This window comes from Bacillus mycoides (assembly GCF_018742245.1).
GTDB classification, from domain to species: domain Bacteria; phylum Bacillota; class Bacilli; order Bacillales; family Bacillaceae_G; genus Bacillus_A; species Bacillus_A cereus_U.
On record NZ_CP036132.1, the window covers coordinates 3,414,797 to 3,429,682 of the forward strand.

Below are 14,886 nucleotides of genomic sequence, written 5' to 3' on the forward strand. Positions count from 1 at the left end.
TATCACCCCTAGCAACTTATTTCATTAATAACTTTGGCAGGAATACCAACAGCAATACAATTAGGCGGCATATCATTTATTACAACAGCTCCTGCTCCAATAATAGACCATTCACTGACTTTGACACCTGGAATTATAGTAGCCGCGGCCCCTATATGTGCCCCTTCTTCTATGATGACAGAACCTGTAAGTGTAGCGCGAGGAGAAATATGCACAAAATCACCTATTATATTGTCATGCTCAACGACAGAGCCTGTATTTATAATGGCATGATTACCAATTTGAGTATCAGCATTTATCACTACATTGGGCATGACAACTGTGCCGTTTCCTATCTTAGCACTTGGACTGACAACAGCTGTTTTATGTATTAACGTGATGTAAAATTCGTCAGATAAACATAATCTTTCGACAATTTTTCTTCTAACTTTATTATTCCCTATCGCGATAACAAAATTTATTTGATGAAAATAATTAATCATATCGTATACAGTTGAAATCGGCCCAAAATAAATATTATCTACAATAACTATATTTTCATATCGATCATCTAAATATCCAACGATTTCATATTCATTGTTTGATAAAATAATATCCTGTATGACCTTACTATGACCGCCTTGTCCAATAATTGCAATTTTCATTTTCTCTCCCCACTTACAGCCGATTTTGCACCCGTAAAAGGCTCCATTGTTACATGACCAACTTGGTTTATTCCTTCTGATTTAAGCACTTTTATTACTGTAAGAAATAATATTTTCATATCGAGTGAAAAGGATTGATTATTTACATACCATACATCTAATGCAAATTTTTTTTCCCAAGTAATCGCATTTCTCCCATTCACTTGGGCCCACCCAGTAATTCCTGGTTTTACATGATGTCTTTTAACTTGTTCATTGGAATATAAAGGTAAGTATTCCATTAACAATGGCCGCGGTCCTACTAAACTTAAATTACCTTTTACAACATTTATAAGCTGTGGCATTTCGTCTAAACTGTATTTCCTAAGAAATTTTCCAAATGAAGTTAATCTAACTTGATCGGCTAACAACTCACCTTTACTATCTCTTGCATCGGTCATTGTACGAAATTTGTAAAGATAAAAAGCTTTTCCATATAAACCTGGACGCTGTTGCTTAAATATAATCGGAGATCCTAACTTAATTCTAACTAATATAACCACTATAATAATAGGCAATGAGAGAATTAATAAGAATGACAAAGAAACTAACAAATCAAAAAATCTCTTCATATATAATTATACTCCTCATTCAAACTTTTTAGGATGTCTTCCTAAACCATGTCAATACAATATATAAAAGAAATTGCTACCGTTTCTCTTCCTTTCATTACAAAAGCAAATACCTTATATAGAATAAGGATTACTTAAATTTAAGTACCTGTTTTCTGCCATCAAGTACTTCCAAATCCTCATTAAAAACGTAAGTATGAGTACCTTTGTTCCTCTTAAAAATACTTGGAGTAATCTCTTTAATTTTCTTTTCTTTATATGCATCTTCATTAAGTATTTCGATTTCATTCAAATTGACTGAATATCCATAAGAAAATAAACAGTTTTGTGATGGTCTAATTAATTTACCATCGTGGAAAAATATATTCCCAGCAGGTCGAGCCGATTTTGCATCAGAAACTATAGGATTCATTGGATGCGACACCCATTGACCAAATAAAGAATCTGAATGAAATAAATATAACTCATCAAGTGAGCTTCCATCAGTAAAAACGTTAGTAAACAACCAATACTTACCTTCATGTTGAATAATTGTTGTATCAACAGCATTAACATTCTCCATTAATACTTTTTCAATTTCCCACTCATATGGAAAATTAGTCGCTTTATATAGTTCTATTGTTTGATTACTTGACGTCTCAGGTATCATATAAATCTCTCCACCATCTTTTATTAAGAAAGGATACGATAAATGATACGGTTTCTCCAACACAGTAGTCGGTTGTGAAACGCTATTTGATTCAATATCCACTTCGACGAACGCAATATTCCCCTTACCCTCGCTATATATATAATCTTCAAAAAAGATGAAATTTCTTTCATTTCTTTCGATAACAAAAGGATCAGCATAAAATCTACTTAACGGGGCTTTAATAATATGAAATCTACTACGTTCCTCTTTTCTATTTTTAAATGCTATAAACCAATGTTCCATAAATAACCTGGATTTTAACTTGTGCATAGCAAGTCGAGAAATAAAAAGAATCATCTGAAAATTAGTTGGGTATTTATCTGGACGCTCGTTAACCAATAAAGGTTGATTATATGTATCTAAGTTTGTAATATACGACCATCCTTTTTTGTATAAATCAAAGAGCCTTCTCAAAACAATATCTTTAACTTTCCAATACAAAAGATTGCGATTAAAAAATAAAGACTCAACATTCAGTGGAGACATCGTTCTATAAATAATCTTGTGATTTTCAGGCTTACTCGCTAAAATTTGCAGCCTAGTTTCTAGCGGTATCTTCCTGCTAGCCATCTCCCAAAAGGCTTCTACTCCTTTTCCATTAAAGCAGTACGACCATATTCCATATCTTGCAATATTTATAATCTCACCATGAAATGTACCAAATCCTAACTTTATAATAACATCTAACTGCTCACCTCTAATTACATCTAAATCTGAATCAGAAAACTCATTATGTAACCCTTGTTTTTTAGGATATATGGTTAAAATTCTGCAGCCATATTCAGATAACAAAGATTCCATCTGAACCGGTTTCAATGCATTATGTTTAACGTATTTACTATAATAATTATAGTCCCACTTTAAATAGTTAGAATACAATGACGTCTTCTTTACGCTCTGCTGAAAAACATTTTGCTTCTCTGCCCTTTCATTGCCGTTGATAAGCACTATAGAGAGCTCTAAAAATTCAGTATGAACAATATCATAAATCATTTTCTCAATCCAACTACTAACAACAAGTGAATCTAACATGATACCAATTTTTAAACGATGCTGTCTGTTTACATTTAACATATCATATTCCCCTACCTCTCAGTAGTTAATTTTTAAGTATAATCCACCGCACTAGTTCGTTTGTAATCATAAAAGTTACAAATCCCACTCTAGCAACTGACATACTAGACAGTCTTATTTTTGATATACTGTTTGCCTAAAACTTCATAGATTTTTATGTTTGAAAACAAAAAAACAGCTCAATTTGTTTATTGAACTGTTTCCGTTCAAGAATTTTATATATTTAGTCGATTCATTAAAAAACAATATTTTGTCAAACAAATTATTTCAAGTAAATAGATTTATGTTAATACCACATTATCTATCAACATCGTACTTTTCGTTATATCAGTCGAAACATTATTGAATATACATTTTGCTATTACCATTGTTTTTTCTTTAGTTAACCAATGTAAAGCAATTGAGGTGTTTTCAAGATATGAAAGGGTAATGAACGAAGTATTTTCATTATCTACTTTTCTAATAATAGAGTTCAAAAATGTACTTCGAGTGTTTAGCACATTTCCATCAAAATTCAAGACAACATTTTGAAATATACAATTATCTATATTTACCTTTCTCTTATAATTTACATCATTAGAACCTAGAGCTATATCTCCACCTATTCTTGAAGTTTTTATTTTCATAAATTTACCATTACTTATATTACAGCACTCTAGTTGTGCAGGACCTTCTATTACAGTTATCCCTTCCACTACATTAGGTCTACCTACATAGTTTTCAGGTACTCCAATTGTCAAACCATAATTTTTGACTGTAAGGTTTTTAATAACTCCTCCTGTTAATGTAATATCGACACCACCATATACTGTACTATCACTCCATTCTTTTTCAATCGTAATATCAGAAATATAACATCTACCATAATCATATCTACTAATATTAAATCCTGATATACCCACATCAGTTATAGCTACTGGAGTTCCATTCAATATTTCAGACACTTGAAAACTTGTTGCTGTTACATTTATCGTGTAATAAAGCTTATCCACACTAATTCCGGTAGGAACTTTACCAACCCACTGCTCAAAACAAATTTTAGCACCATTCCCCATTCCGTGCGGCTTACTAAAAGTAAATGTACTAGTTGTAACATCTATTGCAGGTGTTCCAAAATAGCCTAAAGAACTATAACCATAAAATACGCCATTCTTTATTTGACAATTTTGAATCACTGCACCTTGAACATCCGTTAATTTTATACTACCGTTATTACAGACAACTCCGTTAACAAAATTATCTCCTTTAACAACAAATTCACACCCGATGAATGTATTATTCAGGTATTTTACATACCAGTTATTTTGATACGAACTAACACCTCCAACATTCGGACCTTCAAACGTGTTATTTTCTACAATCACATTTATACCATCAACATTTACAAAATGCCCTCTAGTGTTATCATATATATAATTGTTAAAAATATATATTCTAGTATTCAATTCTAATCCTGACTTATTTAACTCCGGCCGCCACGTTGGTATATTAGTTTCCGACCACATAGATTCAATATCAATACCGAACATCGGAGCAGTACCATCTACTGTAACGTCATCATCAGCTTTTCCAATATGGTGTATTTTATTATTTGAAATATAAATATCATTTGAGCCAGTGAGAGAAATTCCTTGTCTCCTACAATGGTGAAGATTGCAACTATGAATATAAATATACGATCCCATATCTTCTTGGATATAATCAGACGAACTAAGCTTATATTCTAGCCAAGCTGTAGCAATGGCATCACCAGTACAATCCCTTATTTCTACATTATTTATTACAATGTTATGTGAGCCGTTTATTTGTATGCCTTGTCCCCACTCATGAGTCCAATTCTGATTATCAACTTTCGCATTAATTTGTGCAATTTGAGTATCACTTAATGGTGAGGACGTTATATCAATTACAAAAATCATTTTATTAGCATCTTTTATAGGCGCGAACCAACCTCGACCAGTTGGACTCGTTGGAGCAAATCCACCATTATTCCTAACCCCAACTAACGTACTATTAGAAATAATATCTTTATACTGGTAAAAGCTATACGCTGTAGCAACTACACCAAGGATAGACCACAAACGAAAATTTTGTAAAAGGCCAGGATTTTCATATCTATCCACTATTTCACTACGAATAAAATTAGGATTACTATTTAATGAACCATCGCCGTTTATCCCTCCCCTTACAAACTTCACTCCTAATTCATACTTATGTGTCTTTTTATCTCCAACTATTTTCCCACCAGAAATCTTAGCATTTTTAACACCTTTCACTCCAAATATACTATACCAAGGAGATGAATTAGCCTCTAATTCTAATATGCATCCATCCATCATTTCAAAATGCATATCACTTTGCAGAACAATACACGTGAATGTTATCGGATCAATCTTCAGCTTATATGTGCCACTTGACAATACTACGTGATTATACCCTTGAGATTTAGCCCAAACTAACGCATCATTTATCCCTTTTGTAGTTTCATATGAATCAGTTCCATTACTTTTAATATTCCATCTATCTAATTCCAATACGTAGGAGCTTGAAACACTTTCTGTCATTGGAAATGAGAGCGCTTTGGGAATCCATTTCGATTTTGTACTATCATAAACTAACACATCATTATGAGTAGGGAACTTAGTTGTCAAATCTAAATCATCAAGATCATCAAGATTAACTCTTATAGACATTTTCAATTTACACCCCTTTATTACTTTTATATATATTATGTAATAAGGGATGAAATAGATTTGATTTCTTTATAGATAAATTCTTCATTTTTTATCTCTCTTATTAAGTTTGAATAGTACATATACTAAATTATAGAAATTTTAGACATAAAATTTATAAAAGATTTTTTTATCCTCTTCTTTCTATACATTTGCTCACCTAATTCATATAAATATTTTATATTTTTATTTTTTATAGCATTTAAATATTCTTCTGAGAAATATTTTAAAGAACCTTCGTTATTTAGACATTCTATGACGTTATCATTAGAAACATATAATTGTATTTGTTGCATAATCTCAGATGCATTCAAATTACTACTAAACAAATTGTATAAACAAGTTTTAAAAGTATTTAGTAGCATAATACTAATACCGTTATATTCTATTTGCTTCGTATCTACATAAAATTCATCAATAACTTCCTTTTGAATTTGATAGCCATTGACCATATCATTAAATAAATGAGGCATATATTTACTAGTAAATCCACCGTGTCTATAATAATATAAGGGTTTATCAATAATTTTTACCCTGTTCGCTTTTATGAACATTTCTAAATTATAAAAGAGGTCCTCACCTAAAAAACAAATTCTATCTAGATACTTTCCACTATTTTCAATTAACTCTTTTTTATATAACTTTGCACATAATGATGGCGGAAAAGGATGTCCCCAAAAGTATGCCACTACTATGTCTCTTTTTATTTCGCTCTTATCATAAATCTTATTCCCACTGAAATATCTACTTTTATTTTTCTTCTTAATTAACATGCTATTCCCTAAGACTTTATACATGTTACATACAGTGACATCTGCGTTACTCTCCACAGATTGATGATATAGCTCTTCAACCATCTTCTTATCAATCCAGTCGTCTGCATCAACAAACATTATATAGTTAGAATTCGACGCTTCTATTCCTTTTCTTCTAGTCGCGATACTCCCCTCATTTTTCTTGTCTATTACAACTATTCTATTATCTTGTTTTTCATATTTCCTACATATATTTAAACTATTATCTGAAGAACCATCATTTACTAAAATCAATTCATAATCTTTAAATGTCTGCTTAATAATAGATTTTATACATTTATCAAGTTTTTTCTCAGCATTATAAATAGGTACTATTATACTCAGCTGACTCATAAACTTCTCCTTTCTCTTTACTTAAAACATTTCTTATTTGCGTCTCCCCCATAATTAAACTTAAAAGAACTAATTTAGGTTTTATAGTGTATTATTAAAATCTGTTATATTATAAATGTGATTTTTTACAATAATTTCAAAAGCCGTTATGCTATTTTTTATACATAACAGCTTTTCTCTTTTATATAATAATTATTTTTAACATATTTACTCATAATACACCTTCTCCTTATTCTAGATGGAGCTCAAAATCTATATCTCCTATATTTAAGCGCAACTTTTATTGATTAAATTTACTCAATATATATCTAACCTTTTTCAAATTTTATAAATTACTGTCCACTGATAAACTTTTCGAATAATCTAATATTTTCTTCGTAAATAAAGAACTCTCTTCGTTCCTTACTTTTCATTTTATAATATTCCATCAATTCCGGATCTGATAACATATTTTTTAGTCCCTCGTAAATCCCATTCTCGCTATTTTCGACTAACAATCCATATTTCCCATTATCCACCATTTCAGCGGGTCCATTACAATATGTGCTTAGAATTGGTAGTTCTAAAATAATCGCCTCAGCAACAGATAAAGGAAACCCCTCGGTTAACGAGGAGGAGACATACAGGCTACACCTATTCATGTATTTATATGGATTGTCTTTAAATCCTAAAATAGCTATTTTTTCACTTAGCATAGGGGTTTTCAAAATCATTTTATTTAATTCTACCTTTTCGGGACCGTCTCCTAGGATTATTAAATTAAAGTCATAGCCTTCGCTTAATAACCTCTTACAAGAATGTATTAATCTATCGACACCTTTTTCAACACTTAATCTACAAGAACAAACAATGTTTATATTATTCTTAAAATCATAATCGAATACTGCTTCATTAGATAATTTAGTTATTTCATTAGTATTAATAGGATTAAATAATACATAGCATCTTTCTTTCAGATCATATTTGTTACCAAACCTTTTTCTGGCACCATTCGTTAACATAATTATTTTATCAAATTTGCTGTAAGTACGTTTTTGAATCCATCTTTTAAATTTAATAAATATGGTCGATTTTTCAGTTTCAAGATGCTCCAATCCTCCATGAATCCACATAACCTTATGACATTTGTTAACTCTAATTGGATAAGTAAAAATATCTTTTGTAGTAACAACGATGTCATAATTTTCTTTCACGATGAGCTTATTCATGAGTGTAGAAGGGAAAAACATAAATAAGTAGTACAATATTCTTTGATAAATACCTTTAACAGATTTATGAAATAAATATCGTATTCTAACTTTCTCGGGAATTTTATTTACATTATTCTTTTCTCCCTCTGTTTTATACATGATAAAAAGAGTTACATCAAATTTAGAGTAGTCCAAACCATTTAAAGTATTTACAATAACTTTTTCAACTCCACCTATTGCCATTACATCAGTAACTATTAAAAGCTTCTTTTTCATAAACAACCTCCTTTCAGAAAAATGGTCTAGATAGGACTTCTTCACAATAAGAAGTTGTCCTATTAATCTAAAAGTTTTAGCTTTCTATCTTATAAGTATTTTTTTTCTTCAATTTTACTTTTATTAACAATGTCCTAGTTAGATTGTTAATAATTCCTGATAAATATTTAAATTCATCTGTTTTGCAAAAAACAAATACATAAATTAAATTTGGAATTACCAAACAAATAATACCTCTTAATAGCAATGTTAAGAAATTATCTGACGATATAAAGTTACATATAAAACTAGTTAGTAGATAGGATCCTATACCTACAGCTATATAATAAATATATTTTAAAAAGTAACCCCTAACAGGTTTATGAAATACATTTTTATATACTAGATAAGGCGTAATCCAAAACGGAACAGCTAGTGCACTTACAAAAGTCCCAATGAACACACCTGCTATACCAATATATTGAACCAAAACAATAGAAATAATAAGATTCATGGCAGCTTGACATAAAGGAGCATATCTATCTTCATGAAAGATTCCGGATGTTGTTTTCACTGTCGTTATCGAATTTCTCATACCTCTTTCATAAAAAATAATCATCAATATCAGTAGTACACCTTTACTCATTAAAAACTCTGAACCTAACCATAAAGTAATAAAAGGTTCTATCATAATATATAGGGCTATGGTAAAAAATGAGTATAGCCAAAAATTTAGAAGCATGTAAACTTTATATACGCTGTAAACTTTATCTATACTTTCGTTCGCTACTAAATTTCCTACACTATGATAGATATTATTAAAAATTTGATTAATAAAAGTCCTACAAATTTCAATTAACATAGTGTAATTAGAATACAAGCCAACTGCTGCAACACTTATAAATGAAGATATCATAATATTATCCGTCCCAAATATTAGATAATTACCTATATTTTGTAATACAATAGCTTTTACATTTTGAACAATTTTTCTTTTTGTTTCACTATCTAATCTACTTGATGCTTTATTCTTCAAAAATGGATACATTTTGTTCACTAAAGTAACTAAGAAAATAGAGGTGATAATCGTTATGATACTGTCCATTACCAAATATAAAATATAATTTTTTGTGAAATGCAGTATTCCTATTTTAAAACAAGTAGATGCAATTGATGATATCGAATAGATTCCTATCACAATGTATCCCTTCTGACAAACATTTAAAAAAGTGCTTTTATGAACATACAAATATGGCAAAACTGTATTAAGCAAAAAAATCCCATAAATCAAATAAATATCTTTCACGTTCGAATCTTTAATAAAATATTGAAGAAACGGCATAATAGATAATCCCAATAACAATACAACTAAAGCTATTATCATATAGGCTTTTCGATAAAAATTCATCAGCACATTAATTTTTGTTTGATCGTTATCCGCTATTGGTTTATAAAGGCTATACATGATACTAGCCCCTATTCCTGCCTCCGCCAATGTTAGCATGGACAATATATTAGTGAGCAGTCCATTGATTCCTAAATACGTAATACCTAGACTATTAATGAATACGGTTCTTGAAATAAAACCTAACATTGTAATAATAATTTGGTTTCCTAGGCCAGCCACTATATTAAAAATAGAATTTTGTACTCTCATATTTTCTCCAGGTTTTTTCATATTTTTTACCTTAGTCTAGAAAAATACAGTTCGGGGCAATTAAGGAACCTTTAATGATGTTACAATTCTTTTTATCCTGTATAATCACCTATTTTATATTTATATGAATTTATCATTCTAATACAAAAACCTTGGGTGAAAGGCAGAATATTAAATAACAAAGAATACACACCTATATCCTTTGTATCCCCTTGAGAAAAATCAACTACTCCGTTTCTTCTTGTTACCTTCATTAAATAACTTATCGCTTTACCTGCGCTTTCTAAACATTCGTTCGAAATCCCCTCTATTTTTGATGCACTTAACATAAACCACCCTAAAGTAGCTGTAGCGGAAGAGTCTGACCTGCATTCGCTCCTAGTTACAGTCCAATTCCAACTTCCATTCTCTTGTTGGAAATTTACAATAGATTTTACGAACATTTTGATATATCCTTCTAATACAACCTTATACTTGTTATCCTCTGGTAACTCAATCCAAGCATCTATGAGGCCAAGTGCAAACCACCCCAGCCCCCTTCCCCATCCATATAAGCCAACAGGTATTTTATTATCTAACTTATAGGCATGACTTGGAATATGGTGTATATCTAATATTCCATATTGTTTATACTCCGTAATTTGCTTTACAGCTAGGTCTATACATTCATTTTTATTATACCTAGTACCATAAGCAACCAAAAAAGGACATATGAAACCTATAGTATCTACATATCTGTAGCTTGGCATAGACTTCCTGTATTCGACTGTACCATCTTCACCTATATGATCTTTTATCATTTCCCATGTATCATCAAATGCATTTCTATATTTATCTGTATCTATAAATTCTAATTTCATAACAGCATAAGCAAGTATTGCTCCATCTACATGCTGAGGCTTAGTTTTCCATTGGCCATTGTGATTAAATTTCGAATTCAAAAGTTTTATAGCTTCATTTTCAACTCTTTTATCATCATTATAGTTCAAATATTCAGATAAACCTAAGACTAGTGCCGCTTCTTGCCAATGCTGTATAACGTTTTTCGTATAATTCCCCCTTAACATATCTATTACAACTAACCTTGTATTATCAGTTACTTTGATCTTGGGCGTTTTATTGAGCCACTGCACACCTTTACTGGTTATTGCTGTATTCCATTTATTCTTATCTGTAAATCTTCCTATTTTTATCCGGTCCAACCAATCCTTCCATATAGGAATTAAATCAATCAATATAATCACTGTTATAATGCCAAGTAATACAAAGCTTACTATCTGCATAACCATAGTATTACCCCTCTCTATACTATTCAAATAGTGTATATAATTTCTCTATCTCCGACTCGGTTCCTAGATTTTCTTTCGATAAATTACTGGTTAATTTAATTCTTAATTCCTCATTGTCTATTAATTTCTTAATTCCTTCTGATATTGCATGAGGATCCATTTCTACAATAATTCCGTTTTCTTTATTTTTGATTTGATCTTTTGCTGTGCTGAAATTTGTTATTACTATCGGTTTATGTAAAATTTTCGCTTCGTCTATTGCGATAGATTTCCCTTCAAATCTCGATGGTTGGACATAGATGTTAGCTTCCCTTATATACGGATATGGGTTCTCTTTAATCCCTAGTAGAATAAATTTCCCTTTAAGGTCATTTTCTTCTATCATTTTTTCTAAATTAACTCTTTCTTCTCCTTCTCCAACGACATACCATGTTATTTTATACCCATCCCCCTCCAATTCTTTACATGCCGCTATCGCCATTTCAAACCCTTTTTGATAGTTCAATCTTCCTACTGAAACTATCTTTATTCCTTTATCCTTCATATCTATCTTCTCTAATGACATTTTATTTATCATATTCGAGGATACTATATTATGCATAACTTTGACTTTTTTCTTATACATGGGAAATCTTTCTTTTAGGACATTTGCACATTCTCTTGATACAGTTACTATGTTATCTAATTTAGCAAAATACCCACTATCAATCTTTGGGTCCATGCCTAACTCATCGTAATCATTGTGTATAAATCCAATTTTCTTTTTTGCTTTTACCTTGTCTACGCAAAAATACACAGGATTCTTTTCAAGATACCCTATCGCTACATCATAGTTTTTATCTATTCCTCTCAAAGATTTTGATATACATTTCCAAATCATCTGCTCACATCTCACTCTATCCTGTTCACTTTTAAATATATACCCTGCACATAGTCTTGCTAAAGCTATATCTATTCTTCCTTTTTTGATGCAGTCTATAATAGCTTTTTTTATGGGCATATCAAAATATTGATACTCATAAGGCTCTTCTAACAAATTCACTTGTCGAGGTATTTTCCTAAAAAATAATCCTTCATGTTTAAATAAAAACAAATCTACATTATACATTGAGTAATTTATCGTTTCTAATAAAGAAATTAGTGCCTTTTCTGCTCCCCCACAGTTTAAATTATTTATTACAAATAATATATTTTTTTTCATACGCCTCACCAGTTATAAAATTTTATATAGCTTATATATTTCTTCTTCAGTTCCTAAGTTCTCTTTAGATAAGTTACTTACTAAACTACGTTTCAGTTTTGTATTCTTTATAAGCTTTTCAATTCCATTTACAATAGCTTCTGGTTTCATATCTACAATTAGACCATTTACTTCATTTTCAATTTGATCTTTTGCAGTACTAAAATTGGTAACAACTATAGACTTATTCAATATTTTAGCTTCATCAATTGCTATGGATTTCCCTTCATACCTAGATGGTTGAACATATATATCAGCTTTTTTTATAAACGGATATGGATTTTCTTTAAGTCCCAATAATTTAAAATTTTCTTTCAACCCATTACTCTCTATTAAGCTTTCTAATGTTTTCTTTTCTGTTCCCTCGCCCAAAACATACCACCTTACTTTATAACCCTTGTTCACTAATAGTCTACAAGACTTTATTGCAATATCTATACCTTTTTCATGACTTAACCTAGCCAAAGTAATAATATTTGTGTAATGGTTATCACATATAAAACCTTCTAATTTTCCGCTATTGGATAACTTATTAATAATCTTAGGAGACACGATATTATATATGACTTTAACTTTTTGTTTTAAATGCACAAAATTATTTTCTAAAGATTTTGCACATTCTTCCGAAACAGTAATTATATTATCTAATCGTTCAAAATATGAATAATCAAAATGACCATCCATACCTGAGTTCGCGTAGTTTGTGTGTATCCATCCAATCCTCTTTTTCGCTTTTACTTTATCAACTACAAAATATATAGGAGATTTCTCAAGATATCCTATCGCTACATCATACTCTTTCTCCAAAACCTCAAATGACTTACTTACGTATTTCCACGTATACTGTTCTGAAATCGTAGAATTATTTATAATTCTATTCTTAATAAAGAACATAAATCTAGAATATGCTAAGCTGACTTGTCCAGTTTTAAGAAAGCTTACTATCGAGCTAGTTAATCTACTTGTAAATACTTCATAATTTTTTGGGAAATGTAGTATATTTACTTCTTTCGGTATTGAGTTTAAAAATACTCCCGTTTTACTAAATAAAAATAAATCCACATTGTATAATTTATAGTCTATTTGTGATAATAAATTCACTAAGCTTTTTTGTCCACCACCGGCAGATAAGCTCGGCATAACAAATAACAAGTTTTTCTTCATAATATACCTCAGATTACTTAACTAGGTCATATAAATATTCAACTGCTTTATATGACCTTTTTTTTATAGTCGGTATCGATTGCTGTAGTTTTTGCTTTATTTCTGCTTCTTCCTCTACCATTTCATTAAATACAGCTTTTAGCGTTTCACTATTAGAAATTTCTTCTATACCCAACACTAATTTTTCTTCTCCAAAAAGATCTTTTGCTATTCCTTTAGACTTCACGCTATATCCTAATACTATGGTTGGGATATAATTTGAATAAGCAGCTATCGTCGCATGAGTTCTCGCTCCTATAAAGAATCTCATTCTTGCTATATACCCCTTATATTGTATGGCATTTAAGTTATCTGGTAATATAATCACTCTACCCGTATTTTTAAATTCCTCATAATATTTATAGAGTACCTCATAATCATTGTTTCCATCATCTATAACATGCGGTGTAAAAGCAATTGTCATGTTAGTAGAGTTTAATATATGATTTATAAGATCGCTTACTGCTACCTGAGATTTCTTATTTCTATTCCACACAATTGGGCTAAAGTTAAGACCTACTGTATTTCCCTCTTGCCACCCTTCGGGTAACTCCAATTCTTCTTTTTCCATAGTAAATGCGGGATCTGCACATAGCTCAACATTATTTAACCCCTTATTTTTCAACATATTATAAGTAAGAGTTTCACGAGCTAATATTAAATCGAATAATTCCAAATCTTCAAACTTTCTTTCGGACATATCTTCTTCTCCTATAGAACACCCCCATAACACTAACTTCTTTCCTTGCGCTTTCACCCTTCTATCTATCTCATACCATCCAGGCTGCTCTCCATAACAATAATTGTCTCCTCCTATAGATAAGCATATATCTACGTTCTTTATATGCTTTATAATATTGTTATAAATCTTTCCCAAGGCATAAGACTCATCATTAAAAAATTTCACCTGAAGGGAGGAAAGAAACCAATCGTATGAATACTTCTTTATATTGCAGCTAGAGCCATCGTATATGTCATCTAACTTAGTTATTATTTGATCTGTTTCAGGCCTTCCCGATACCAAATAAACCTTTGTTTCCTTCAATCTTTCTTTTATTATATTAGTAGATGAACGGACTATAGCCTCACATCCTCTATTTAGGCTGCCATCATGAGCAAACATCAAAATCTTCATACTGAACTCCCCCACTA

At 30.6% G+C, this 14,886-nt stretch carries 11 protein-coding genes; all 11 read right to left on the reverse strand.

The features are described 5' to 3' along the window. Positions 1 to 8: 8 nt before the first annotated feature. Positions 9 to 644: an acetyltransferase gene (locus EXW56_RS17435; protein ID WP_215557340.1), complete on the reverse strand. Its 636-nt coding sequence runs from the start codon at positions 642 to 644 to the stop codon at positions 9 to 11. Beyond that, positions 641 to 1,255 (reverse strand): sugar transferase, encoded by a 615-nt coding sequence (locus EXW56_RS17440; protein WP_002160854.1) that lies wholly within the window; start codon positions 1,253 to 1,255, stop codon positions 641 to 643. Before EXW56_RS17440 ends, EXW56_RS17435 begins: the two co-directional genes overlap by 4 nt. Positions 1,256 to 1,385: 130 nt before the next feature. Continuing rightward, on the reverse strand, positions 1,386 to 3,020 hold the full coding sequence (locus EXW56_RS17445) for a glucosamine inositolphosphorylceramide transferase family protein (protein WP_215557341.1): 1,635 nt from the start codon (positions 3,018 to 3,020) through the stop codon (positions 1,386 to 1,388). A 281-nt stretch (positions 3,021 to 3,301) separates the two neighbouring features. Then, a complete protein-coding gene (locus EXW56_RS17450; RefSeq protein ID WP_215596817.1) occupies positions 3,302 to 5,713 on the reverse strand; it encodes a right-handed parallel beta-helix repeat-containing protein in 2,412 nt (803 codons plus the stop codon). 125 nt (positions 5,714 to 5,838) lie between these two features. Next, entirely contained in the window at positions 5,839 to 6,900 is a 1,062-nt protein-coding gene (locus EXW56_RS17455) for a glycosyltransferase family 2 protein (RefSeq protein WP_215557343.1), read from the reverse strand. A gap of 332 nt (positions 6,901 to 7,232) precedes the next feature. After that, on the reverse strand, positions 7,233 to 8,366 hold the full coding sequence (locus tag EXW56_RS17460; protein ID WP_215557344.1) for a glycosyltransferase: 1,134 nt from the start codon (positions 8,364 to 8,366) through the stop codon (positions 7,233 to 7,235). Positions 8,367 to 8,442: 76 nt separating this feature from the next. Beyond that, complete coding sequence (locus EXW56_RS17465; protein WP_002160849.1) at positions 8,443 to 10,002, reverse strand: lipopolysaccharide biosynthesis protein; 1,560 nt, start codon at positions 10,000 to 10,002, stop codon at positions 8,443 to 8,445. A 92-nt stretch (positions 10,003 to 10,094) separates the two neighbouring features. Continuing rightward, positions 10,095 to 11,291 carry a glycoside hydrolase family 88 protein gene (locus EXW56_RS17470; protein ID WP_215557345.1) on the reverse strand — a complete coding sequence of 399 codons (1,197 nt, stop codon included), beginning with the start codon at positions 11,289 to 11,291 and terminating at the stop codon, positions 10,095 to 10,097. Positions 11,292 to 11,310: 19 nt separating this feature from the next. Then, positions 11,311 to 12,492, reverse strand: coding sequence for a glycosyltransferase (locus tag EXW56_RS17475; protein ID WP_215557346.1), 1,182 nt, complete (start codon positions 12,490 to 12,492; stop codon positions 11,311 to 11,313). Between the two features lie 12 nt (positions 12,493 to 12,504). Beyond that, positions 12,505 to 13,695, reverse strand: a complete 1,191-nt coding sequence (locus EXW56_RS17480; protein WP_002160846.1) for a glycosyltransferase — start codon at positions 13,693 to 13,695, stop codon at positions 12,505 to 12,507. 13 nt (positions 13,696 to 13,708) lie between these two features. Then, positions 13,709 to 14,869 (reverse strand): polysaccharide pyruvyl transferase family protein, encoded by a 1,161-nt coding sequence (locus EXW56_RS17485; protein ID WP_215557347.1) that lies wholly within the window; start codon positions 14,867 to 14,869, stop codon positions 13,709 to 13,711. Positions 14,870 to 14,886: the final 17 nt, after the last annotated feature.